This window comes from Methylophilus sp. VKM B-3414 (assembly GCF_032248435.1).
In the GTDB taxonomy this organism is placed as follows: Bacteria; Pseudomonadota; Gammaproteobacteria; order Burkholderiales; family Methylophilaceae; genus Methylophilus; species Methylophilus glucosoxydans.
This window is the reverse complement of sequence record NZ_JAVTLI010000012.1, coordinates 19,666-45,436: the sequence shown is the minus strand read 5'-3', so window position 1 is coordinate 45,436 and position 25,771 is coordinate 19,666. Positions and strand designations below refer to the sequence as shown.

The following is a 25,771-nucleotide window of genomic DNA, read 5'->3' as shown; positions in this document are numbered from 1 at the left end:
AAACAATAATGCAGGGAAAAACTTGATTATGCTTGAAAACTGTTGCTATACTAGCTGCAATCTTTTTAGTAATTTCAGTTTTCAGCAAATTACTCATTCAAAAATAATTGATTCAACTGATTCAAATAACGTTTAGCCTAAACAATATTTAGTCAAACACATTCAGAATTTTTCTGTTGATACCCTGTCTACTATTGACTTACATCCTTCACCAATCTTAAGAGGCAATAATGAGCGACAACATTACCCATTTAAGCGACGCCAGCTTTGAACAAGAAGTATTGCAATCCACGATTCCGGTACTGGTTGATTACTGGGCAGAATGGTGCGGACCTTGCAAGATGATTGCGCCGATTTTGGATGAGATCAGCAAAGAGTATGCGGGTCGCCTGAAAGTTGCCAAGCTCAACATTGATGACAACCAGAACACACCGCCTAAATATGGTATCCGTGGCATTCCCACACTGATGTTATTCAAAAACGGCAATGTTGAAGCCACCAAAGTGGGCGCCTTGTCCAAATCTCAGCTCAGCGCGTTCATCGACAGCAACATCTAACTTCTTTACCCGGTTTCAACGTCTGCGAAACCGGGTTTCCTTTTCAATCTCTCAGATGTTTTTCAATCTTGCGAGTTATTCATGCACCTATCCGACCTTAAACACCTTCCTGTGACCGAACTGGTCGAAATGGCGATCGCCAACGACATTGAAAATGCGAGCCGTATGCGCAAGCAGGATCTCATTTTTGCCATCCTTAAAAACAAGGCAAAAAAGGGCGACAGCATTTTTGGTGATGGCACGCTGGAAGTGTTGCCTGACGGATTTGGCTTTTTGCGCTCACCCGATACCTCCTACCTGGCAGGTCCGGACGACATTTACGTCTCCCCTTCACAGATTCGCCGCTTCAACCTGCACACCGGTGATAGCATTCAAGGTGAAATCCGCACGCCTAAAGAAGGCGAACGTTACTTTGCACTGGTCAAGGTAGACAGCGTCAATGCCGAGGCACCCGAGAATACCAAACACAAGATTCTGTTCGAGAACCTGACCCCGCTATTCCCGACCATCCCACTGACGCTGGAACGCGATATCCGCGGTGAAGAGAACATCACCAGCCGTGTGATCGACATGATTGCACCTATTGGTAAAGGTCAGCGCGCCTTGCTGGTCGCCAGTCCGAAAAGCGGTAAAACGGTCATGCTGCAAAATATTGCACACGCGATTACGGCTAACCATCCTGACTGTATTCTGATTGTATTGCTGATCGACGAGCGCCCGGAAGAAGTGACAGAGATGACCCGCTCAGTGCGTGGCGAAGTAGTGGCTTCAACCTTTGACGAACCGGCCACCCGCCACGTACAAGTGGCTGAAATGGTGCTGGAAAAAGCGAAACGCCTGGTTGAGCACAAAAAAGATGTCGTCATCCTGCTCGACTCCATCACGCGTTTGGCGCGTGCGTACAATACGGTGATCCCGTCTTCCGGCAAGGTCTTGACTGGTGGTGTGGACGCCAATGCCCTGCAAAAACCCAAACGCTTCTTTGGTGCGGCACGTAACGTCGAAGAAGGCGGCTCACTGACCATCATTGCCACGGCGCTGGTTGATACCGGCTCACGCATGGACGATGTGATCTACGAAGAATTCAAAGGCACCGGCAACATGGAAATCCATCTGGATAGACGCATGGCCGAGAAACGTACTTATCCGGCGATCAACGTCAACAAGTCCGGCACCCGCCGCGAAGAGCTGTTGCTGGATAAAGATGTATTGCAGAAAATCTGGGTATTGCGCAAATTGCTCTACCCCATGGACGACCTCGAGGCGATGGAGTTCTTGCTTGATAAAATCAAGGCCACCAAGAGCAACAACGACTTTTTTGACAGTATGCGTCGCGGCTAATGCTGCCAACGATACAAATATTTTTGAGATTGTGCTTGATAAAGCAGACGAATTCATAGATAATCGCGCGTTTACTGCAACTGCTTAAGATTAGAGAGAAAGCATGAAAGCTGATATTCACCCAAATTACCCGGAAATCAACGTCACATGTAGCTGTGGCAACAAATTTAAAACCCGTTCTACTAACGGTAAAGACTTGAACATTGAAGTCTGTTCACAGTGCCACCCGTTCTACACTGGCAAACAAAAGATCGTGGACACCGCTGGTCGCGTTGAGAAATTCCGCCAAAAGTACGGCATGTAATTTCGGCGAAGATCGTCCAGAAAGGCAGCATGGCTGCCTTTTTTGTTTTAATCTATAGGCATTAAGCTTGAGCTGAATAATCTGTTCTTGTTAAGGGCGTTTACTTCGCGATCTGTATTCCACCATGCAGTTTTACATTGACCACGACTGGCAAGAAAACATGGCTACCCCGCGCGCCAAGGTCGGTGAGCGGGCAAAAACACATTTGCTGATCCTGCTCTGTGCCATCTGGTTGTGCGTGGGCCTGATAGGGCATTCACCCTGGAAGCCGTTCGAGTCGCAGACGGCCAGTATCGTCCAAAGCCTGTTTGAACATCCGTTCCTGTCCATGCAAAGCTGGACCGAAGGCTACTGGATTGCGCCAGTATCGGCAGGCCACCCTGCCCTGGAAACCCCGCCCTTGTTTTACTGGGTCGCAACTGGTTTTGCGCATCTGCTCTCCCCATTTTTACCTATACATGATGCAGCCCGACTGAGTGTTGGTGTCTGGATGTTGCTGACACTGATCATGATGGGCTTGAGTGGGCGGGAGCTGTGGAATTTTGGGGTTGGCAGACAAACCAATTTCATTTTCATAGGTTGCCTGGGGTTGGTGGTGAGCGCACACACCATGATGCCGGCCGTGGCGGCCTTGAGTGGCATCACCATGGCGTTTTACGCCCTGGCACTCGTCATCCGCAAGCCATTACGTGCTGCAGGTTTGCTAGGGGCAGGCTTGCTGATCTCATTTCTGGCGGGTGGCGTATTGCCTGCACTCACCATTATCGGGACGACGGTTTGCCTGCTGCTATTGCCTGCCATTCGTCAACATCGCGCACAATCCCAGGCCTTACTGGCAGGCGTGCTGCTTGCAGTGCCTGGCATCTGGCTGTGGTGCTCGCTATGCCAGCAATGGGCCCCCGAACTTTGGCAGACATGGTGGCAATCGCAATGGCAAGTGCAACTCCCGACAAAGCATGCTTATTTTGTCCGCACCTTGGCCTGGTATGCCTGGCCAGCACTCCCTTTTGCCATGTGGGGCGTTTGGCGCTTTCGCCAGAGCGTGCTGAGCACCTACCGCTTTCAATTGGGACTGATCTTTTTTACCGTAGCCTTTGTACTGATCGGCTTTTATAGCGACCGCAGTGAAGTGAATGCCTTGCCCTTGCTAGTCCCGCTGACCGTGCTGGCAGCTGGCAGCATAGAAACGCTCAAACGTGGCGCAGCGGGTGCCTTAAACTGGTTTGGATTGATCTTGTTTGGCCTGTTGATTGCAATTGCCTGGCTGGGTTGGTGGGCCATGCTCAATGGCACCCCCGTCAAACTGTATCAGCGTCTGAGCTACCTGTCCGGCCTGCAAATGATTCCATTCAGCCTGCTCTACGGTGCGATTGCGGTAGCCGTGACCCTGATCTGGTTATCTATTGTCTTGCGTTCCAAACACTCCAACCGATCCAGCGCCACGAACTGGGCCATCGGCATGACCTGTGCCTGGACCGTATTCATGAGTCTCTGGCTCCCGATGATAGAAGCGGCGCGCACCTATCAGCCCCTGTTTGAAGACTTGCGCAAGCATTTGCCCACGCATTACCAATGTATTTATGCGCAAAACATAGGCAGCTCGCAAGAAGAGTTATTGCACTATCATGCCAAGATACGCCTGCAAACCCAGGCGACTGCAAAACCGGCAGACTGTGATTTGTACCTGATTGAAGACCAGCCTGGAAAACGCCACGTGTTGCCCGGGGATGAATGGCGCGTCATTTGGGAGGGGGAGCAGACCCGCCAGAATCGCGAGTCTTTCAGATTATTACAGCGAAACCACAAGTAATACAGAAAACGGCGACCAGACCTTCAGGTCGCCCTGTTCACTTCAAGACAATTTTACATATTGCTGCACGGCCGCAATCACTTGCGGATGCAAGCCTTGCCCCTGATGCTGCTGCACATGGCTAACCAGGCTGTTGATCATGACCGAATTCCAGAATTTTTTCAGGTGGCTGGCAATTTCACGCTGCGCTTCCTCGGCATCAGGATTTGCCTCAAAAAAATCGCCAATCTGGTTAGCCATTTTAATTAACTTTTCGACATCCATCTCTCTACACGCTTTCCAGTGACTATCCGGCTTAGCTTGTTTGGCCAAGCTCACCACTATACACAACACATTGGCCTGCTCTGGCAAAGCCAACCAGTAAAAAACCATATTCCTTGGCCAGGTTGACGGCGAGGGCGGTGGGCGCAGACATGGCCACCAACACCTGACCACCGGCCATCGACACTTTCTGTACCATTTCGTAACTGGCGCGACTGGTCGTCAGCACCCAGTGATCCAGCCAGCATGCAGACCACTCGACTTGCTGGCGCAACAAGCAACCGATCAGTTTATCCAGCGCATTATGCCTGCCGACATCTTCCCGCACGCACACAATGTTGCCCTGTTTGTCGGCAAGTGCTGTGGCATGCGTTGCGCCTGTCATCTGTTGCAGTGGCTGCTGTGATTGCAAGCAAGCCAGCGCGTTGGCTATCACGGCCGCATCCAGTCTGGTGGGCGCTGATGCCGTCATGCCAGGATGCTTGAATACTTGTTGCAAACTTTCTGCGCCGCATAAGCCACAACCCGTGCGGCCAGTCAGATTACGGCGCTGCGCTTTAAGCAAAACAAATTGTTCTGTGGCTAATTCTATGTGCAGTTCAACGCCTTGTAATTGACCATCGTCATCCTCAATCGCTTTAGCCTCTACACCATAAATCTGCTTGCGCGCAGTAATAATGCCTTCGGTAAACGAAAAGCCATAGGCAAAATCTTCGAGGTCTGCCGGCGTGGCCATCATCACCACATGCGATATCCCGTTGTACACAAACGCAATCGGGACTTCTTGCGCCAAGGCATCGGCGACCACAGTCACTTCGCCCTGACGCCAGCGCGTCACCGCCAGCGTCGTGACTGCCTGCTCAGCAGGCTGCACCGGCATTTCCTGATAGGCTGACAGGCGACATTGCGCCTCAGCCTCCTTAATAATGGCCTCGCTCATCAGGAAACAACCGTCTGCGGATCCATGCCGGACAACTCAATCTGGGTATCGCTGAATGAACGATATTGTTTCTGCCAATCAGACAACTGGTTCACCTTGGACACCTGTACTGCCGTGACCTTGTACTCTGGGCAATTGGTCGCCCAATCCGAGTTGTCGGTGGTAATGACATTGGCACCGGACTCAGGATGGTGGAAGGTGGTATAGACCACGCCAGGTTGTACCCGCTCGGTAATCTTGGCGCGCAACACGGTCTGCCCGGCGCGGCTGGTAATCCCCACCCAATCGCCTTCAACAATCCCGCGATCCTCAGCATCGTGCGGATGAATCTCGATCACATCCTCATGATGCCAAACCACGTTTTGTGTGCGTCGGGTTTGTGCACCCACATTGTATTGCGACAGGATACGGCCGGTGGTCAGGATCAATGGGTATTTCTGGTTGACGCGCTCAGTGGTGGGCACATATTGAGTAACAAAGAACTTGCCCTTGCCGCGCACAAACGCATCCACATGCATGGTCGGCGTCCCCTCTGGCGCCTCGTCATTGCAGGGCCACTGGATACTGCCCAACTCGTCCAGTTTCTTGAAGCTGACCCCAGCAAATGTAGGGGTCAAGGCAGCGATTTCATCCATGATCTCGCTGGCATGGGCGTAATGCATGGGGTAACCCAAGGCGGCCGAGAATCTGGCAGTAATCTCCCAATCTTCCATCCCATTCTTGGGGGTCATGACTTTACGCACTGGGGAAATGCGGCGTTCGGCATTGGTAAAGGTCCCGTTTTTCTCAAGGAAGGACGCCCCCGGGAAGAATACATGCGCGAATTTGGCAGTTTCGTTCAGGAACAAGTCCTGCACAATCACACATTCCATATTCTCCAGTGCATGGGTCACGTGCTGGGTGTCAGGGTCTGACTGGGCAATATCCTCACCCACGCAATACACCGCTTTAAAACTGCCTTCAGCGGCCAAGTCCAGCATATTGGGAATACGCAGCCCGGGGTCAGCGCTCAGTTTGACACCCCATGCCTGCTCGAACTGCGCCCGAGTTTCATCATCAGACACATGACGGTAGCCAGGAAACTCATGCGGCATGGAGCCCATGTCACAAGAGCCTTGTACATTGTTTTGACCACGCAAGGGATTCACACCCACGCCTTCACGCCCGACATTGCCGGTTGCCATCGCCAGGTTGGCTATGCCCATCACCGCGGTCGAACCTTGACTGTGCTCGGTGACCCCTAACCCGTAGTAAATTGCCGCATTGCCGCCGGTGGCATACAAGCGCGCAGCTTCTCTCACCTCTTTGGCAGGCACGCCCAATTCTTTTTCCAGTGCTTCTGGAGAGTTTTCAGGCTTGGCGGCAAAATCACGCCAGGCCACATAAGAATCCCATTCGCAGCGCGCTTTAACAAATTCCTCTTGCACCAACCCTTCAGCCACAATCACATGTGAAATGGCTGAAATCATGGCCACATTGGTCCCAGGCCGCAGCTTGAGATGGTAGTCGGCACGAATATGGGGAGAATTAGCAACCAGGTCGATTTCACGTGGATCGACGATAATCAACTTGGCCCCTTCACGCAGACGGCGTTTCATCAGTGAGCCAAACACCGGGTGACCATCGGTAGGGTTGGCCCCCATGACGAAAATCACATCTGATTTCATCACGGAATCGAAGGTCTGTGTGCCCGCGGACTCACCCAGGGTTTGCTTGAGGCCATAGCCAGTCGGGCTGTGGCACACACGGGCACAGGTATCGACGTTATTCACACCGAACACGGCACGGATCAGTTTTTGTGTGACATAGACTTCTTCATTGGTGCAACGACTGGAAGTAATTCCGCCCACGGCCTCTTTGCCATAGGTTTGCTGGATACGCTGAATTTCACTGGCGGCATAATTAATTGCCTCATCCCAGCTCACTTTTTGCCAGGGATCATGAATACTCTTGCGTATCATGGGCGTGGTAATGCGATCCGCATGCGTCGCATAGCCCCAGGCAAAGCGGCCTTTGACGCAACTGTGACCATGGTTGGCGCCGCCTGCTTTGCTCGGCGTCATGCGGACAACCTGCTCACCTTTCATTTCTGCATCAAAACTGCAACCAACGCCACAATAGGCACAAGTCGTTGTCACTTTGTGCTCAGGCGTGCCTGCCTCAATCACGGTTTTTTCCATTAATGTGGCGGTCGGACAGGCTTGCACACACGCACCACAGGAGACACATTCTGACTCCAGAAAGTCTTTGCTGCCTGCCGAAACCTTGCTGTCAAAGCCGCGACCTTGAATGGTCAAGGCAAAGGTGCCCTGTGTTTCTTCACAAGCCCGCACGCAACGTGAACAGACAATACATTTGGAAGGATCAAAGGTGAAGTAGGGATTGGACTCATCTTTGGCCTGGCCCAGATGATTTTCGCCTTCGTAGCCATAGCGGACTTCACGCAAACCGACCGCACCAGCCATGTCCTGCAACTCGCAATCCCCATTGGCGCCACAGGTCAGGCAATCCAGCGGATGGTCAGAAATATATAATTCCATGACGCCCCGGCGCACATCCGCCAATTTAGGGGTTTGCGTCTTCACCTTAAGCCCTGGTGCGACTGGCGTCGTGCAAGAGGCCGGATAGCCGCGACGGCCTTCGATCTCGACCAGACAAAGACGGCAGGAACCAAACGGCTCCAAGGAATCGGTAGCACAGAGCTTGGGCACGGTGACGCCGCCCAACTGCGCCGCATGCATGATAGAACTGCCCTCGGGCACAGTAACATCCACCCCATCGATATTGAGGGTCACCATCACTGCGCTGTCTGATTTTGGCGTACCGTAATCCTTGTCTGGGTCATACTTGAGGGATTGCGGCTGCGAAGAGGAATACTTGATATCGTCCATAATAATGTCCTTTGCTGCCTAGGCTGCAGCCTCTTTACCACTTAATCCAAAGTCTTCAGGGAAATGGTTCAATGCGCTCAAGACCGGGTAAGGCGTCATCCCGCCCAAGGCGCACAGAGAACCGTTAAGCATGGTCTCAGACAAATCACGCAACAAATGCACTTGCTTGGCGCGATTGTTGCCCAGCATAATCTTGTCCATCACCTCTACGCCACGGGTAGAGCCGATCCGGCATGGCGTACATTTGCCGCAGCTTTCCTCGGCGCAAAACTCAAAGGCATAGCGGGCCATTTTCGCCATATCGACACTGTCATCAAAAGCAACGATGCCGCCGTGACCGAGTACCGCCCAGATTTTGCCAAACTCTTCATAATCCAGTGGTGTATCAAACTGACTCTCTGGCAAATAGGCCCCTAGCGGACCGCCGACTTGCACGGCGCGAATCGGCCGCCCAGTCGCTGAACCACCACCATAGTTGTAGAGCAATTCGCGCAAGGTCGCACCAAATGCCAGTTCGACCAGGCCGGTGTGTTTTAAATTGCCCGCCAGCTGGATAGGCAAGGTGCCACGTGAACGCCCCATGCCGTAATCCGCATAGTATTGCGCACCCTTATCCAGAATAATCGGTACGGTAGCCAGCGAAATCACGTTATTGACAATGGTCGGCTTGCCAAACAAGCCTTCAATGGCAGGCAGTGGCGGCTTGAAGCGCACCAGTCCTCGCTTGCCTTCCAGGCTTTCGAGTAAAGAAGTCTCTTCGCCACACACATAAGCGCCTGCCGCTCGGCGCACCTCCAGGTGAAACGTACGGCCTGAGCCCTGAATATTCTCGCCCAGATACCCGGCAAGATTGGCCTTGCGGATCGCCTCATTCAGTGTTTTCAAGGCATGCGGATATTCACTGCGCAAGTAGATATAGCCCTGCGTTGCGCCGACCGCAATGCCAGCGATGGTCATGCCTTCAATCAGCACAAACGGATCGTCTTCCATGATCATGCGGTCAGAATAGGTGCCGGAATCGCCCTCATCCGCATTACAGACGACGTATTTTTGTTCAGCGGGCGCATTGAGCACGGTATTCCACTTGATGCCGGTCGGAAAAGCGGCACCACCCCGGCCACGCAAGCCTGAGTCAGTCACCGCTTTGACTATGTCAGCGCCGGACATGGTCAGCGCATTTTTGAGTCCTTGATAGCCATCATGCGCGAGGTAGTCCTCAAGAGACAAGGGGTCAGTGACCCCCACCCGTGCAAAGGTCAGTCGTTGCTGTTTTTTGAGCCAAGCCAGCTCTTCAGTCAAGCCGAGATATAAGGGATGGGCTTTCGCCTGGCCTGCCAAGGGCTGAGTAAACCCTGCATCAAACAAACCTGCGACGTCTGCGGGCGACACCGGGCCAAAAGCGACGCGCCCTTGCGCACTCTCTACTTCTACCAGAGGTTCCAGCCAGAACAGGCCACGAGAGCCATTACGCACCAGCGTAATCTCGAGGCCTCGCGCCTGGGCTTCCTGGATGATTTTTTTCGCGGTACGCTCAGCACCCAAAGACAGTGCTGTCGAGTCGATTGGGACATAGATCTTAACCATGACATACCTCGGCAATCAGTTCAGTCACTTTTTGCGTATTCATGCGGCCATAGACTTCTTCATCGAGCATGACGGCAGGGGAACAGCCGCAATTACCCAGACAATAGACCGGGAGCAAGGTCAGTGTGCCGTCAGCGGTAGTTTGATGATAGTCCACGCCTAGCCTGGCTTTTAATTCGGCTTCAAGCTTCTCTGAACCCATGGCCTGGCAGGATTCCGCGCGGCAGACTTGCAACACATGCTTGCCGACCGGATGCGTACGGAAATGATGATAGAAACTCACCACGCCGTGCACCTCGGCCACCGAGAGCGCCAGGGCTTTGGCAATGTCAGGATAGACAGTTTCCGGCACATAGCCAATATCATCCTGAATCGCATGTAACAGAGGCATTAAGCCGCCCGGTACATGCTGGTGTGCTTGAATATGCGCTTGTATTTGCGCATGCTGTTCATGGCTTAATGTGTTATCCAAACCGACCTCACATCTTAACGAGTTACAATTCAGTTACATTCTATCACCTTGGCATCATATCCTCTATTTATGCCTTGTTAAAGCAAAAAAAGGGCATAAAATGCTGATTACTTTAAATTTTAATGATCGCAATGCATACGCCAGCCACTCTACCCACCCAATTGATCGACCAGTTTGGCCGACAGGTGGACTACATACGCCTGTCGATTACTGACCGCTGCGATTTCCGCTGCCAATACTGCATGGCAGAGGACATGACGTTTCTACCCCGTCACGAGGTCATGTCACTTGAAGAGTGTGCACGCTTGGTTAAATTGTTTGTCCGTATGGGCGTGCGTAAAGTTCGCATCACCGGCGGCGAACCGCTGGTGCGCAAAAATGCACTGTGGCTGTTTGAGGAAATTGGACATTTGCCCGGTCTGGAGGAGTGTGTCATTACCACCAATGGCAGCCAACTGGATAAATACGCGCAGGCATTGAAGGCGGCAGGCGTCAAACGCATCAATATTTCTATCGACAGCTTGCAGGCTGACCGCTTCAAGGCGATCACCCGGGTAGGTGAGTTATCCAAAGTGCTGGGCGGTCTTGAAGCAGCCATCGCCGCCGGTTTTGAAAACATAAAGCTCAATTCGGTATTGATGCGCGGCATCAATGACGATGAAGCCGAAGCCCTGGTGAACTTCGCCATTCAAAAACGCATAGATATCAGCTTTATTGAAGAGATGCCCTTGGGCGAAGTGGCGCACGACCGTGAACAGAGCTGCGTCAGCAATAAAGACACCCTGGCACTGCTTAAAAGTAAGTTCTCACTGACGCCGAGCACCCATCAAACAGGCGGCCCCGCGCGCTACTGGCAGGTCAATGGCCAAGCGACCAGGATCGGCTTTATTTCACCGCATAGCCACAATTTTTGTGAAAATTGCAACCGGGTACGCATTACCTGCCAGGGAGAATTGTTTTTATGCCTGGGCCAGGACCATCAGGTGAATTTATTACCGCTGTTGCGTGCGCATCCCGACGATGACCAACCCCTGGTAGAAGCAATTTTGCACGGCATGCACATCAAACCCAAAGGCCATGACTTTGATTTACAGCGTGCAGGACCCGCTGTGATCCGTTTTATGTCGCACACAGGTGGTTAATGCAGATTACCGCAGTGATTCTTGCCGGGGGGCGTGGCTTGCGCATGGGGGGCGTGGACAAAGGCCTGGTGGATTACCAGGGCAAACCTCTGGTCGCGCATGTGCTGGAGCGCATCCAGCCGCAAGTGAATCATGTCATCATCAATGCCAACCGCCATCTGAACGAGTACCAGCGTTTTGGCATCCCTGTGGTCGCAGATGCCAATGACCAATTTGACGGGCCTTTGGCAGGCATGCAAGCAGGGATGCATCATGCCAGCACCGAATGGATTGTGAGTGTCCCCTGCGATTCGCCGCTGCTGCCGCTGGATCTGGTCAGTCGCCTCAAGACTGCCCTGGAACAAACACAACACCTGCACAAGCAAGCCAATGGGCTGGCCATTGCACGCAGCCAGAGTGGAACACACCCCGTTTTCTGCCTGATGCCACGCGCCCTGCGCGAGCATTTGGATCATTTTCTCGAGCAAGGCCAGCGCAAAGTGAGCGCATGGCAAGCGCAACATCCACATGTATTCGTGAGCTTTGAAGATGAGCAAGCGTTTACTAACATTAATGAACGGCCATCATCATCGCTATGAACCAGACACCAGATTTATTACGTCAATTGGCCCACGACCCGGCGGGCGCAGAGGATTATGACCCCAATGCCATGTCGGTATCGCAAGCGCGACAATACATTCAACAATTCCTGACGCCTGTGCAACAGACCGAACGCCTTTCGATTAAACAAGCCTTGGGACGGGTGCTCGCCAGCCCTATTGCCTCTACACTCAATGTGCCAGGTCACAACAATTCAGCCATGGATGGCTTTGCTTTCAGGCTCGCTGAAGCCTCGCAGCCATTGCGTATCGTCGGCACGGCGTTTGCCGGCAAGCCTTTTAACGGCACGATTCCTGCGGGCGGCTGTATCAAAATCATGACCGGTGCAGTGATTCCGGCAGACGCTGACACCGTCGTGATGCAAGAGCATGCAACAGTGACCGGCGAGCATGTCAGCATCCAAAAATTGCCTGGCAAAGGCGCCAATATTCGCCTACTGGGTGAAGACATCGCTATCGGACAAACCGTCCTTGCTACTGGCCACACGTTGCAACCGGCAGACATGGGCTTGCTCGCCTCGCTGGGTGTCGCAGAAATTGAGGTTTACCGACGTCTTAAAGTGGCTTTTTTTACCACGGGCGATGAACTGGTGAGCGTCGGCCAGCCCTTGCAAGCCGGACAAATTTACGACAGTAATCGCTATAGCCTGTGGGGCATGTTGCAAGCCCTGGGCGCAGAGGTCGAGGACCTGGGCAATATTGCCGACAATCCCCAAGCCTTGGAGCACACCCTATTGCAAGCCGCCGCCCGCTTTGATGTGGTCATCACCAGTGGCGGCGTGTCGGTGGGGGAAGCGGACTTCATGAAACAACTGCTCGCCACCCATGGTCAGGTGCTGTTCTGGAAAATCAACATGAAGCCAGGGCGACCGCTGGCTTATGGCAAGCTGGGACAAGCGCATTATTTTGGCTTGCCCGGCAATCCGGTCGCCACGATGGTAACGTTTTACCAGTTTGTGCAAACGGCGTTAAAGACCTTGATGGGAAGCCATGAGCGCGCGCAACCTTCCTTCAAGGTCGCGTGCGTGAGCCCGATTAAAAAGGCCGCAGGTCGTACCGAGTTTCAGCGCGGTATCCTGTTTAATGACGGTGCAGACTGGAAGGTAAAAACCACAGGCGAGCAGGGCTCCGGTATTTTAAGTAGCATGAGTCAGGCCAATTGCTTCATCTTGCTCGATGAAGCCTCAGGGCCGCTACCCGCAGGCAGTTGGGTTGAAGTGCAACCTTTCACCGGCATTTTCTAAGGCATCCTTGTATCTGCAAGCTGGCAAGAAGATTCAAAAATAGCTTATAGTGTCGGCTTGCGTTGGGGGTCATCAAAAGGGATATTGGCGTGCAAGCCGTTTTAAAAGAAACAAAACAATTCAGTCATTTATTAGAGTGGTGCCTGATTGCCTCACTCCTGATACATGCCTTGATCATGTTTACCCTACCCAAACCTGATTACGACCTGCCGCCCCCAAACAAGCAAGAAATACGGATTGAGCTGGTCAAACCAGAACCACCCGCGGTCACGCCCGCGCCACCTGCACCAGCAGAACCTGAAGTGGTCAAACCCACCCCTCCCAAACCGCAGCCACAGCCTCCAAAGCTAGAACCCAAGCCCGTAGAGCAAAAACCGGTGACGCCGCAAAAACCGTCGCCTATGCCAGAGCAAGCGGTAGAAACGCCCCGCCCCGTAGTGGAATCACCAGCCCCGGCCGTGATTGCCGCCAAGCCCAGCGTCAGTGAAACCAAGTCTGAAGTCGTGGTGCCGCCCCCCGCGCCCCCTGTGCCACCAGAACCAGTCAAAGCCTCTGGGCCCAGCGAAGGGGATATTGACGCCGCGCGTAATGCGTTTAGAAGTGCGGCGCATAGGGAGCTGAAGAAAAACCAGCGCTACCCGCGGATTGCGCAAGACAGAGGCATAGAGGGCGATGTCAAATTAAGCATCAGCATTGACGATCATGGCAATATCACCAATATTGAAGTCGTCGAGTCCAGCGGCAACAAAGCCATTGATGACGCAGCCTTGGCGGCAGCGCAAAAATCGCAGCTTAAACCCCATTTTCATGAAATACTACGTGGCAGAATCAATAACATTATTGTCACGGTCAGCTTCAAACTGTCCAGTTAGGTGCACATGCTGTTCAAGCGCAAGCAGACAAGCTCATCTCCCCATTGGCAACATGACAAGCCGCTGCGCTTATTATTGCTTTTTCATGACATCTATTTTATTGCACTGATCGTCCTCGCCGTCGCCAGTGGCGCTTATGGCATCTATTTGTGGGACAAAGCCTCCAAACAATCCCAGCGCATCAATGTCGTGATCCAGGAAATCTACCTGGTACGTGGCGACCTTTACCGGCAAATGAAAGAGTTGTTTGATGCATTTTTTTTGCAAGAGACGAATGCGCTCAATGAATACAACCAATACACCACGTCGATTCTGATCCATATGGAGCGCCTGCAGTCGATCGCGCTGGACCAGGAAGAACGTGATGCCTTGATGGAAATTGAGCACAAATACCGCAACTTGGTGAATGAAGCACCTGCGCTGTTCTATCGTTACCAGCACAATCCCGACCGTAATGCCCAGAAGTCGATTTATCAGGATATTGAAACCGGCATCTTCAAGCATTATGAAGAGGTGTCCAAGCGCGCAGAACGCCTGCTCATGATCAAGCAAGGTGAAATCAAGCACAGGCTGGATGAAGCCAGAAGTAACTCCATTGCCGTTTTGTCCTTGCCGCTGTTACTGGCTTGTGTGCTGATTGTCTATTCCAGGCGCATTCTCAAAGAGTCTATCGTGCGCCCGATAAATGACATTATGCAAGCCACCAATGCCATCAGCGGCGGCAGCCTCACCCATCAGGTGCCAGAAGCTGGTGCCGAGGAGCTGGCGATGCTGTCACGCGAAATCAATAAAATGGCCGAAGACCTGGCCGCCAGCCGCGATGCCCTGGTCAAGAGCGAGAAACAGGCGGCACTTGGCCTGTTGGTGCCTATGCTGGCGCATAACATCCGCAATCCCCTGGCGAGTATCCGCGCTACTGCGCAGGTGATCGATGACCCGCAGCTGGACAAGGACACCATGGAATCGATTCAAGGCATTATCCATACCGTAGACCGGCTTGAGCGCTGGACCGGCAGCCTGTTGTCTTATCTGCATCCGATCAAGCCTATGCTCAATCAGCTGCGGCTATCCAATATCGTTCAAGGTGCGGTCACTACCCTGCATCCCAAACTGAATGAAAAGCAGATCAGGTTGCAAGAAAACAGTGACACGGTGCAACAATTGATTTTGACCGACGAGCATTTACTGGAACAAATGCTATACAACCTGCTTCTAAACGCGACAGAGGCTTCTCCCAAAGGCGCCGAGATTCAGCTGCAATGTGCGCTACATGATCACTTGCTAACCCTGGTGATTATCGACCAGGGGCCAGGCATGCCGTTCAAGCCTGATCCGCATGCACTGACACCGGGCCCCACCACCAAACGGTTCGGCACGGGTCTCGGCATTCCTTTTGCATTTAAAGTTTGCGAAGAGCTCGGCGGGAGCATGTCTTTTGAAAGTGGCGCAGGCACAGGTACCCGCATTACTATCTTATTACCGCAATAATCATCCACCTCTCGTGAGATGCTTGATCGCAGGCGGTGAATATGCGATTTGTGCTTGCTTAATTTTGTATTTTTATCAACAATGTGATTAAGTGATAGCGATGTCAACTATGTTAAATTCACCTGTTCCAGAACTCAGCTTACCAGCGACCTCCAGCCTGCAATTCAATAGCAAAGACTATTTGGGCAAGTTCCTCGTCCTGTATTTCTACCCCAAGGATTCCACCCCAGGCTGTACCACGCAAGGGATGCAGTTCCGTGACATGCATGCCGCATTTCTCGAAGCCAATGCCATCATTTTCGGCATTTCGCGTGATACGCTCAAATCGCACGAAAACTTCAAGGCCAAATACAGCTTTCCCTTTGAATTGATCTCGGACAGCGATGAGATCGCTTGCCAGGCGTTTAATGTGATCAAAATGAAAAACATGTATGGCAAACAGGTTCGCGGCATTGAGCGCAGTACGTTTCTGATCAACCCACAAGGCATCATTGTGCGCGAATGGCGCGGTGTCAAAGTCGATGGTCATGCCGCTGAGGTGTTAGCCAGCATACAGTCTTCCCACTCATAAAAGTGATTTTCTATGGCCCGTGCTCCACAAACCAAGCTTTTTGTTCTCGATACCAACGTTTTGATGCACGACCCTTCGTCGCTATTCAGGTTTGAAGAGCACGACGTCTACCTTCCCATGGTCACCCTGGAAGAGCTGGACAACAATAAAAAAGGCTTGACCGAAGTTGCACGTAACGCGCGCCAGGCCAGCCGTTTTCTTGAAGAAATCATGGGGGGCAATGAAACAAGCAACCTTGAGGAAGGCTGTCCGCTTGCCATTCAAGGCAACCGTCATTTAACTGGCAAGCTGTTTTTCCAGACCGAACATGTGCCGACGGATTTACCAGGCCTCGCTGGCAGCAAGGCCGACAACCAGATCATCAGCGTGGTGCTGGCACTCAAAAAACAACACACCAAACGCAATGTCATCCTGGTCAGTAAGGATATCAACATCCGCATCAAAGCCCGTGCCATGGGCGTGGCGGCTGAAGATTACTTTAATGACAAGGTACTGGAAGACAGCGACATGCTGTATACCGGCCTGCGCGAACTGCCTGAAAACTTTTGGGACTTGCACAGCAAGGACATGCATTCATGGCAAGAATCTGGCCGCATGTACTACAAAGTCAGCGGGCCTATCGTCAAGTCACTGCTAGTAAATGAATTCGTGTTTTATGAGTTCAACAAACCGTTTCACGCTATTGTGCGCAAGATTGAAGACAATACCGCCATTCTTGAAGTGGTGCAGGACCACATGAACGCCAAACACAATGTGTGGGGCATCACTGCACGCAATCGTGAGCAGAACTTTGCGCTCAACCTGCTGATGGATCCCAACATTGATTTTGTTACGCTGCTGGGGCAGGCCGGGACAGGTAAAACCTTGCTCACCCTCGCCGCCGCCCTGACGCAAACCCTGGATAAAAAACGTTATTCGGAAATTATCATGACCCGTGTGACGGTACCGGTCGGCGAAGATATTGGCTTTTTACCTGGCACGGAAGAGGAAAAAATGGCGCCATGGATGGGTGCCCTTGAGGACAACCTCGATGTGCTCAACAAAACCGATGAAGATGTGGGTGAGTGGGGCCGTGCAGCCACCCAAGACCTGATTCGTACCCGGATTAAAATCAAATCGCTGAACTTTATGCGTGGCCGTACCTTTCTCAACAAGTTTCTGATCATAGACGAAGCACAAAACCTCACCCCCAAACAAATGAAAACGCTGATTACGCGGGCCGGACCGGGCACCAAAGTGGTCTGTCTGGGCAATATTGCCCAGATTGATACCCCCTACCTGACGGAGGGCAGCTCGGGATTGACCTATGTGGTTGACCGCTTCAAGAACTGGGCGCATAACGGGCATATTACCCTGGTACGTGGTGAGCGCTCACGTCTGGCAGACTTTGCGGCAGAGGTCTTGTAGACAGTCGTCTGCTCGCTTCTTATGGTCAAAGGCTTCTATACCTTACTGATTGCCCAGTTTTTGTCGGCAATCGCAGATAATGCTCTGCTGTTTGCTGCGATTGCCCTGCTGGCAAAGCTTAACGCACCCAGCTGGCACGAACCACTTCTACGCGAATTTTTCGTGATTTCCTATATCGTGCTCGCGCCTTTTGTCGGCCCCTTTGCCGATGCGCTGCCCAAAGGCCGGGTCATGTTTTTAAGCAATGGATTGAAGTTTATCGGTTGCCTGATGGCACTGGCGGGCGTGCCGCCCCTGTATGCGTACGCTGTGGTGGGGATAGGTGCTGCCGCTTACTCGCCGGCGAAATATGGCATTTTGACTGAAATGCTGCCATCGCATTTGTTAATCAAGGCCAACGCATGGATGGAAGGCACTACAGTCACCGCCATTATTCTGGGGCCGGTCTTGGGTTCTACGTTATCTGCCAACAATCCATACATGGGCATAGCCTGCATCATGTGCCTATATTTGCTGGCCGCAGCGTTCAACTACTACATTCCCAAAGTACCGATTGACCACAAAGTAGCGCAAAAAACGCTCTGGTTTTTGCTCAAGGATTTTTGGCATGCCTTTATGACGCTGTGGAAAGATCCGCAAGGCCAGGTCTCGCTGGCCGTCACCACTTTGTTCTGGGGCGCCGGCGCCACCTTGCAATTCGTGGTATTACAGTGGGCAGATGTCAGATTGGGCTTCTCTCAGCAACAAGCGACTTATTTGATCGCCATCCTTGCCGTTGGCATCGCCATCGGCTCAATCATCGCTTCCAAGTATGTCGAGCTGGAGAATGCCGTGAAAGTGTTACCGGCAGGCATTTACATGGGGATTCTGGTGATGAGCATGATGGTGATCCACAGCCCCATTCTGGCAGGGATCCTGCTATTTGTGATTGGTGTGCTTTCAGGCTATTTTCTGGTGCCGCTCAACTCCTTATTACAACACAGGGGCCATCATTTACTCGGCGCCGGGCACTCGATTGCCGTACAAAATTTTAACGAGAATATAGGTATCTTGCTGCTGTTGGGCGCTTACACCTGGATGGTAGGCGCCAAGCTAGACATTAATACCATTGTGGCCATCTTCGGGGTATTTATTATTTTCAGCATGTCATTGATCACACTGGTTTATCGCAAACATATCCGGCGATAAGCGCAACGCAGCTTTGATACAATCAACAAAAAAGGGCGCCTGAGCGCCCTTTTTGCTGTCTAGCGATCAATGCAATTTGACATGGGGCTCGGTACGTCTTGAGATAATACGACCGATGGTATGAACAATCACCGCCAGCACACCGTGCAATGCCATCAAGTGCATCTTGTACAAGGAACGGTACATCACGCGTGCGAACAAGCCCTGAATGTACATGCTGCCCCCCGCCACGGCACCCATCAAGCTGCCCACGGTAGAGTATTTGCCCAAATTGACCAGTGAGCCGTAATCGGTATAGTGGAACTCTGGCAGCGACTCTTTACCAGCCACACGCGCCTTCACCGTCTTGATCAGCAGCGAAGCCTGCTGGTGTGCCGCTTGCGCACGTGGAGGTACCGTCGCGTCATGCCCCAGCCATGGACAGGCTGCACAATCACCAAACGCAAAAATATTCGTATCACGAGTGGTCTGCAAATGCTGATTCACCACCAACTGGTTAATGCGGTTGGTTTCCAGCCCATCGATATCCTTGAGGAAATCCGGGGCTTTGATGCCAGCCGCCCACACTACCAACTCCGCAGGAATCGTACGGCCGCTGTGCGTCGTGATGCCTTTGGGAGACACCTCAGTCACACGCTCGCCAGTAAACACATTCACCCGCAGTTTACGCAACTCAACATCGACCGCATAAGAAAGCTTGGGTGGTAATGCTGGCAAAATACGGTCACTTGCTTCAATCAGAGAAATCTTGACGTCACGATCGGCATCAATTTTATCCAGGCCATAGGCGGCGAGCTCACGCGTAGTATTGTGCAGTTCAGCCGCCAACTCGACACCCGTCGCCCCAGCGCCCACAATCGCCACTTCAAGCTGACCGGGTTTTAATGGTTCAGGCTGTGTTTGTGCACGCAATAATGCGTTGTGCAGATAGCGATGGAATTTTTGCGCCTGCGCCTGGGTATCCAAGGCAAGTGAATACTCACGTGCCCCTTTAATGCCAAAATCATTGGTAGTACTACCCACCGCGATAATCAGGGTATCGTATTTGAATGAACGGCGCGCAATAATTTCATTCCCATCTTCGTCATGTACCGGCGACAAAAACACTTCACGTGTTGCACGATTCAGCCCATCCATCCGGCCCAGCCTGAACTTGAAGTGATGCCAATGTGCCTGTGCCAGATACTCCAGCTCATGGCGATCCGGATCCATACTACCCGCTGCAATTTCGTGCAACAGCGGCTTCCAGACATGGGTTCGCGTTGCATCAATCAACGTGATCCTTGCTTTTTTCTTTTTGCCCAAGGAGTCACCCAACTTGGTCGCCAATTCAAGGCCACCTGCACCACCACCTACAATAATGACATGGTGTAAATCATTTTCGTCAGTCACGCTCACATTAATCCTTCAATAAAAAAGCGCGCCTGCCGTACTGCCAAGCGCGCACAACACCTCAAATAACACGACTATTCGTTACCAGTAATTTTGGCATGACTACGAATAAAAGCGATGATTTTCAATACATCGTCAGGCTTCAAACCATCATCTGGCGCCATCAAGCCAAAACCTTTTGCACCCATGCCACCATTGGTGCCATGCCAGATTGTTTCAAACATGCCTTTATTGGTTGCATTCTTCGCATAACGGAAATTCTCGCCAATCAAGCCAGGCCCGACAGCGCCTTCACCATGACCACCATGACAAGCAACGCAAGAGAACAGGTTAAACTTTTTCTTGCCTTCCTTAATCGCCTCTTCGTTACCAATATAAGGGTTTTTACCCGTCGCCAAAAATTCTTTCGCAGCAGGTGTATCAAACATTTTATGGTCAATTTCCATAGGTTGACCATCTTGGGTGGTGACAAATTGTATCGCCTTGACATCGCCACCTTCTGCTGAAGCGCCAGCAGATTGCCCACCGTTGTTACATGCCGCCAACATTGCTGCCAGCAATGTCGTCAATAATAAACTTCTCATCGTTACCCCCAGGTTTTATATAGTGTTATTCCTTAAAATCCTGCCATGTCTATTATTATTTTAGCTTCACACAGCACGCTTTAATTGTGCCATAAAAACAAAAAACGGTCACCTAAGTGACCGTTTTTATTCGTAACGAGTTATTCGTTACCTGTCATGCCTACGTTGCTATTACTACGCACAAAGGCAATCACTTTCAATACTTCATCTGGTTTCAAACCATCATCTGGCGCCATCAGGCCAAAACCTTTAGCACCCATACCACCGTTGGTACCGTGCCAGATGGTTTCAAACATGCCTTTGTTCGTTGCGTTTTTAGCGTAACGGAAGTTAGCACCGATCAAGCCTGGACCCACAGCGCCTTCACCTTTACCACCGTGACAGGCAACACATGAGTACATGTTGAAAATCTTTTTACCTTTTTTGATAGCGTCTTCGTTACCGATGTATGGGTTTTTACCAGTAGCCAAAAATTCTTTGGCAGCATCTGTATCGAACAAAGCTTTGTCAATGTTCAAGGTGGAACCGTCTTGAGTTGCTGAAAAAGTGATATCAGCCATTGCGCCTGTGGCAAATGCCATCAAGGAAATCAACAATGCTGATTTAAGTGTGTTGCCTAACATGTTTTCTCCTAATCCTAAACAAAATGAGCGGCGACAAGTGGTAAACAAAACAATTACCGCATGCTCATTTAACGAATCGTTCCAGAAACGGTTGACGAATAATTCATTAATAATGACAGAATTTATCACACAGCCATCTCAAAACAAGCCAACGATTTTACTGTGTTTTTTTTTCCTTGTCATTAGCAACTGTCTGTTTATAAAACTTTTTCAACAGCACTGTTATTTTTTATACACACTGTCGCCTTCAACAACTGGCACGGTGGGGATACCATAATCCTTAAGAATCGCATCAATCTTGTCTTTGTTGCGCTCTAAAGCTTCATTAATCATTTTGATGCGGTCTTTGTCCTTCATACGGACAGCTACTGAAATATTCCAATACTCCTTACCTTTGAGGTTGACTTTGTTGTACTCAGGAATCAAGCGCATTTCCAGCGGGACTTTGGAATTTTTAACGTAGTAACCAGCGATAGGACCCCACATCACAGCGACATCAATATCGCCTTTGACCAGATCATCAATAATGAAGCTGGTTGGCAAATTCAGATCGCGCTGCAAACGGTAAGGACGTGCATTCGTCATCAAGTTGTAATCATTGAGCGGGATAGTCGCTGGGCTCTTGTCAACAATCCCGATAATGCCTTTTTTCAAATCTGGCGAATCCCAGTTGGTAATGTCGTAATTGCTGTCTTTGCGCCAGACAAATACATGTCCTGAACGATAGTAGGGTTTGGACGTTCTCAACCCATCGAAGTCTGAGGTCATACCGATGATCACATCACATCGCATCGCATTGATGGTATTACGTAGAAACCCTTGACGGTTATAGGCATATTGGAAGCTCAGCTTCTTGCCCAGGTCATCGGCCAGTACTTTTGCAATCTTGTCTTCAAATCCTTCAAGCTTCAAGTTAGAGTAAGGCATATTATCGGGATCAGAACAAACCTTGAACTCTGATTCATCAGCCACACGACGTACCTCACCGATCCGGCCTTCATCCGGGTTGATTGAAGGGATTTCGATCTCCTCAGCAGACACCCATGATTGCGTTGCCAACACCAATCCCACCGCACCCAGCATATTCCATATTTTCATTTTGATTTCGTTCCTTTTTGTGATTGTTTCCTGTCGTTTTTTGAACTTAATCATATGCAAAAGTTCGATGAATTCACGACAAACTCAATCATCTTATCGCGAATACGTATTGATTTGTAGGGAAGCCCTACTTAAATTCCTGTTCATGGTTTTTAATCATGAAATTCATGAAAAAAAACACCCTGCCTAAGCAGGGTGTTAAGGAGTCAACGTACTTCTATTAGATAATTAACGTACTTCTATTAGATAATTTAAGACAAGCTCAAATTACAGTGAGAATACGTTCAATGCACCGCCGCCAGGCGCAGCGTTGTACTTGGTCAACTCTTTGTAACCACCAGCAGCACCCAGTGCGTCTGTGTCGTTAGTCATACCCAAGTTCATCGCAACACCAGCCCAACCACCGATACCAGACAATACACCAACGTATTGTTTACCAGCATGGCCGTAGGTGAATGCGTTACCAATTACACCGGAACCCACTTGGAATTTCCACAGTTCTTTACCATTTTGTGCATCAACAGCCTTGAACCAACGATCCAATGTACCGTAGAACACAATGTTAGAAGCTGTAGTCAGAGCACCACCCCAAGCAGAGAACTTCTCTTTGTTGTACCAAACTTTTTTGTTGGTCATTGGGTCGTAAGCACCGAAACCACCCATCACGCCGTCTGGACCAGCAAACATAGTCAGTGTCGCACCAACCCATGGTTGACCAGCAACGTATTTGGACTCAACTGGCTCGTATGTCATACATACGTGGTTCAATGGTGTGTACATCAAACCAGTTTTTGGTGAGTAAGCCGCTGGCTGTTGGTCTTTAGTACCCAGAGCCGCTGGACATACACCTTTAGCGTTGTAGTCTTGGTGTGTAGAAGCAGATGCCAGTTTGTCTGGTACACCTGTTTTCAGGTCAACGCTGTTAGCCCAGTTAACAAATGGGTGCACTTTTTCAGCAGCAACCAATGTACCGTTGTTAGCTTGCCATGTGTAGATAAAGCCGTTACGGTCATGGTGCCATGCGTATGTTTTGCCACCTTTGTCGAACAGGATCACTTCGTTAATACCGTCGTAGTCCCACTCATCGTGTGGTGTCATTTGCATTGCCCATTTAGCAACACCAGTGTCCAGATCACGTGCAGTGATTGTCATGGACCATTTGTTGTCACCTGGACGTACGTCTGGGTTCCAAACGGATGGGTTACCTGAACCGTAGTATACCAAGTTTGTCTTGGCATCATATGGCCACCAGCCCCATACGGAACCACCACCATGTTGCCAGCCGTCTTTCACAGCTTGTGGTTTCAACCAAGTACGTGTACCCAGTTCTTTTTCGCCGATTTTCAGTTGGTCGTTAGGGATCTTTTTGAAAGAACCGCCTTGTTTGTTACCACCGTTCACGTCTTCATAAACAGACAGCGCGTTGTACTGTGGGTTTTCTTTGTTGGTATTAGCGTCGTGCAATGTTTCACTATCTGGGCCTGTAGAGTAGGCTTTCCATGCCAGAGAACCATCTTTAATGTTGTAAGCAACAATAAAGCAACGTACGCCGAACTCAGCACCTGAGCAACCGGTCAGTACTTTGTCTTTGATCACGTGTGGTGCGTTGGTGTTAGTTGCACCGACTTTTGGATCAGTGTTTTTAACGTCCCAAACTTTAGCACCAGTTTTTGCATCCAAAGCAACCAGCATGCCGTCGTTTTGTTGCAAGAAGATTTTGCCGTCGCCGTAGCCCAGACCGCGAGAAACGTTGTCACAGCACAGAACTGCTTGTACGCTTGGGTCTTGTTTTGGGAAATAGGACCAAACAATTTTTTGGTTGTCGTTCAAATCCAGAGCGTATACGTTGTTTGGGAATGCTGTATGTACATACATCATGTTACCCACAACCACTGGAGAACCTTCGTGACCACGGTTTACACCAGTTGCGAATGTCCAGGCTGCTTTCAGGTTTTTAACGTTACCTTTGTTGATTTGAGCCAGGTTGCTGTAGCCTTGGTTGAAATGGTTAGCGCGTGGGTGTGCCCAGTTGTTGGCATCTTTCATCGCAGCTTCTTGGTCAGCAGCAGCGAATGCAACCATTGGCAAAGCAGCTACCAGACCCAGGGCCAGTTTGATTTTGTTAACTTGCATATTGATCTCCAAAGTTAGTACTAAGGGTTTAATATTAGGTGTGCACCTGATTTGCTGACACTAGGAATGAGCATAAAAGGCACACACTTTACACACCAGAGACAAGGGAAATTATCCTGAACTAACTTGGAAATTGTCACTTGCCACATGTGAGGATTGCAATATAGAACAATTTGTTTTCAATTGCAACACTTTGGTTACAAATTGGTTACAATTTTTTCAAATTATTTTTTGAATTTTTCCACCGTCTCATTGGAAATAAATTTTCACAAATAAAATCAAATAGTTAAAGAAAACCCTCTATGAAGAACCTCGCCCTCTTTCCCGAATGCCAACCATTCAAACAGTGGCATCTTGCTGCCACTTCGTTACATTCTATCTATGTTGAGCAGTGCGGGAATCCAGAAGGGGTTCCCGTGATTTTTTTGCACGGTGGCCCGGGCAGCGGCTGCAATCCTGCGCAACGGCGCTTTTTTGATCCTGCGCATTACCACATCATTCTGTTTGATCAGCGCGGCTGCGGCCGCAGCATGCCGGCGGGAGAAATTCAAGACAACACAACCCAACATCTGGTTGCCGATATTGAACAGATTAGGACCAGGCTAAATATTTCACGCTGGCATGTCTTCGGCGGATCATGGGGCAGCACCCTGGCGCTGGCTTATGCCAATCAACATCCGAATCAGGTGATCAGCCTGACCTTGCGTGGCATCTTTCTAAGCAGGCCACATGAAATTAACTGGTTTCTGGGACAGGTTGCATTGTTTTTTCCTGAAGCATGGCAGGCATTACTAGCCCCAGTCCCAGAAGCGCAGCGCAGCCAGGTACTGGAGTACTATGCAACCCAGGTGTTCGATCCTGACCCTATCGTCAGTATTCCGGCGGCAATTCATTGGAATGCATTTGAATCCAGCATCATGAGCCTGCTGCCCAAGGCTGACAGCAGCGCCCCGGATGGCCAGGTGGAGCTCGCCCGCGCACGGGTACAAATTCATTACATCCGGCATCTCTGTTTTGTGGATGGTGAGCAGATGCTCTCCGATGCGGGCAAACAACTGACGCACATTCCAACGACAATTGTTCAGGGCCGTTATGACATGGTGTGCCCACCGCAAACGGCTTGGGCACTGAGCCAAGTTCTGCCTCACGCCAAGTTTGTGATGGTGCCGGATGCTGGTCACTCCGCGATGGAGGCAGGTACCTGCCTTGCCCTGCTGAACGCCACAGAACAATATAAGCATTTATCAGACGCAGACTGAGCCACTAAACG

23 protein-coding genes are annotated in these 25,771 nt (G+C 50.8%); 13 read left to right on the top strand and 10 right to left on the bottom strand.

Features of this window, described 5'->3' with window-relative positions:
- Positions 1-230: 230 nt before the first annotated feature.
- From trxA to Q9292_RS12450, 4 genes are all read left to right on the top strand, one after another.
- Complete coding sequence (trxA, locus tag Q9292_RS12465; RefSeq protein ID WP_194749174.1) at positions 231-557, top strand: thioredoxin TrxA; 327 nt, start codon at positions 231-233, stop codon at positions 555-557.
- An 81-nt stretch (positions 558-638) separates the two neighbouring features.
- Positions 639-1,898 (top strand): transcription termination factor Rho, encoded by a 1,260-nt coding sequence (gene rho, locus Q9292_RS12460; RefSeq protein WP_194749173.1) that lies wholly within the window; start codon positions 639-641, stop codon positions 1,896-1,898.
- A gap of 103 nt (positions 1,899-2,001) precedes the next feature.
- A complete protein-coding gene (rpmE, locus tag Q9292_RS12455) occupies positions 2,002-2,202 on the top strand; it encodes a 50S ribosomal protein L31 (protein ID WP_018987393.1) in 201 nt (66 codons plus the stop codon).
- 124 nt (positions 2,203-2,326) lie between these two features.
- Entirely contained in the window at positions 2,327-4,012 is a 1,686-nt protein-coding gene (locus Q9292_RS12450) for a glycosyl transferase (RefSeq protein ID WP_313988568.1), read from the top strand.
- 42 nt (positions 4,013-4,054) lie between these two features.
- On the opposite strand, the gene Q9292_RS12445 is transcribed toward Q9292_RS12450, so the two are convergent.
- Genes Q9292_RS12445 through Q9292_RS12425 form a run of 5 tightly spaced genes read right to left on the bottom strand, consistent with a single transcriptional unit; the run spans position 4,055 to position 10,160 of the window.
- A complete protein-coding gene (locus tag Q9292_RS12445) occupies positions 4,055-4,324 on the bottom strand; it encodes a formate dehydrogenase subunit delta (protein WP_313988566.1) in 270 nt (89 codons plus the stop codon).
- On the bottom strand, positions 4,308-5,213 hold the full coding sequence (gene fdhD / locus Q9292_RS12440) for a formate dehydrogenase accessory sulfurtransferase FdhD (RefSeq protein WP_313988564.1): 906 nt from the start codon (positions 5,211-5,213) through the stop codon (positions 4,308-4,310). The genes Q9292_RS12445 and fdhD overlap by 17 nt, the downstream gene beginning before the upstream one ends.
- On the bottom strand, positions 5,213-8,104 hold the full coding sequence (gene fdhF, locus Q9292_RS12435) for a formate dehydrogenase subunit alpha (RefSeq protein ID WP_313988562.1): 2,892 nt from the start codon (positions 8,102-8,104) through the stop codon (positions 5,213-5,215). Before fdhF ends, fdhD begins: the two co-directional genes overlap by 1 nt.
- 18 nt (positions 8,105-8,122) lie before the next feature.
- Positions 8,123-9,688 carry an NADH-quinone oxidoreductase subunit NuoF gene (locus Q9292_RS12430; RefSeq protein ID WP_313988560.1) on the bottom strand — a complete coding sequence of 522 codons (1,566 nt, stop codon included), beginning with the start codon at positions 9,686-9,688 and terminating at the stop codon, positions 8,123-8,125.
- Positions 9,681-10,160 (bottom strand): formate dehydrogenase subunit gamma, encoded by a 480-nt coding sequence (locus Q9292_RS12425; RefSeq protein ID WP_313988557.1) that lies wholly within the window; start codon positions 10,158-10,160, stop codon positions 9,681-9,683. Before Q9292_RS12425 ends, Q9292_RS12430 begins: the two co-directional genes overlap by 8 nt.
- Positions 10,161-10,291: 131 nt before the next feature.
- On the opposite strand from Q9292_RS12425, the gene moaA reads away from it, so the two are divergent.
- From moaA to lplT, 8 genes are all read left to right on the top strand, one after another.
- Positions 10,292-11,302 (top strand): GTP 3',8-cyclase MoaA, encoded by a 1,011-nt coding sequence (gene moaA, locus Q9292_RS12420; protein ID WP_313988555.1) that lies wholly within the window; start codon positions 10,292-10,294, stop codon positions 11,300-11,302.
- Positions 11,302-11,880, top strand: coding sequence for a molybdenum cofactor guanylyltransferase MobA (gene mobA, locus Q9292_RS12415; protein WP_313988553.1), 579 nt, complete (start codon positions 11,302-11,304; stop codon positions 11,878-11,880). Before moaA ends, mobA begins: the two co-directional genes overlap by 1 nt.
- Positions 11,877-13,145 carry a gephyrin-like molybdotransferase Glp gene (glp, locus tag Q9292_RS12410; protein WP_313988550.1) on the top strand — a complete coding sequence of 423 codons (1,269 nt, stop codon included), beginning with the start codon at positions 11,877-11,879 and terminating at the stop codon, positions 13,143-13,145. Before mobA ends, glp begins: the two co-directional genes overlap by 4 nt.
- An 89-nt stretch (positions 13,146-13,234) precedes the next feature.
- Positions 13,235-14,017: a TonB family protein gene (locus Q9292_RS12405; RefSeq protein WP_313988547.1), complete on the top strand. Its 783-nt coding sequence runs from the start codon at positions 13,235-13,237 to the stop codon at positions 14,015-14,017.
- Positions 14,018-14,023: 6 nt separating this feature from the next.
- Positions 14,024-15,505, top strand: coding sequence for a HAMP domain-containing sensor histidine kinase (locus tag Q9292_RS12400; protein ID WP_313988544.1), 1,482 nt, complete (start codon positions 14,024-14,026; stop codon positions 15,503-15,505).
- Positions 15,506-15,614: 109 nt separating this feature from the next.
- Entirely contained in the window at positions 15,615-16,076 is a 462-nt protein-coding gene (locus Q9292_RS12395) for a peroxiredoxin (RefSeq protein ID WP_194749399.1), read from the top strand.
- Between the two features lie 12 nt (positions 16,077-16,088).
- Entirely contained in the window at positions 16,089-17,483 is a 1,395-nt protein-coding gene (locus Q9292_RS12390) for a PhoH family protein (protein ID WP_313988542.1), read from the top strand.
- 21 nt (positions 17,484-17,504) lie between these two features.
- Positions 17,505-18,671: a lysophospholipid transporter LplT gene (gene lplT, locus Q9292_RS12385; protein WP_194749162.1), complete on the top strand. Its 1,167-nt coding sequence runs from the start codon at positions 17,505-17,507 to the stop codon at positions 18,669-18,671.
- Positions 18,672-18,737: 66 nt separating this feature from the next.
- On the opposite strand, the gene Q9292_RS12380 is transcribed toward lplT, so the two are convergent.
- The 5 genes from Q9292_RS12380 to Q9292_RS12360 form a co-directional block, all read right to left on the bottom strand.
- Positions 18,738-20,063 carry an NAD(P)/FAD-dependent oxidoreductase gene (locus Q9292_RS12380; RefSeq protein ID WP_194749161.1) on the bottom strand — a complete coding sequence of 442 codons (1,326 nt, stop codon included), beginning with the start codon at positions 20,061-20,063 and terminating at the stop codon, positions 18,738-18,740.
- Positions 20,064-20,137: 74 nt separating this feature from the next.
- Positions 20,138-20,647: a c-type cytochrome gene (locus Q9292_RS12375; RefSeq protein ID WP_313988536.1), complete on the bottom strand. Its 510-nt coding sequence runs from the start codon at positions 20,645-20,647 to the stop codon at positions 20,138-20,140.
- Between the two features lie 140 nt (positions 20,648-20,787).
- Positions 20,788-21,270: a c-type cytochrome gene (locus tag Q9292_RS12370; RefSeq protein WP_194749160.1), complete on the bottom strand. Its 483-nt coding sequence runs from the start codon at positions 21,268-21,270 to the stop codon at positions 20,788-20,790.
- Between the two features lie 222 nt (positions 21,271-21,492).
- Positions 21,493-22,368, bottom strand: a complete 876-nt coding sequence (locus Q9292_RS12365; protein ID WP_194749159.1) for a quinoprotein dehydrogenase-associated putative ABC transporter substrate-binding protein — start codon at positions 22,366-22,368, stop codon at positions 21,493-21,495.
- A gap of 267 nt (positions 22,369-22,635) precedes the next feature.
- Positions 22,636-24,501: a PQQ-binding-like beta-propeller repeat protein gene (locus Q9292_RS12360; RefSeq protein ID WP_194749158.1), complete on the bottom strand. Its 1,866-nt coding sequence runs from the start codon at positions 24,499-24,501 to the stop codon at positions 22,636-22,638.
- A 302-nt stretch (positions 24,502-24,803) separates the two neighbouring features.
- Between Q9292_RS12360 and pip the strand changes: the two genes are divergently transcribed.
- The gene (gene pip, locus Q9292_RS12355) at positions 24,804-25,760 is read left to right on the top strand and encodes a prolyl aminopeptidase (protein ID WP_313988531.1); all 957 of its coding nucleotides are present in this window, start codon (positions 24,804-24,806) and stop codon (positions 25,758-25,760) included.
- Positions 25,761-25,771: the final 11 nt, after the last annotated feature.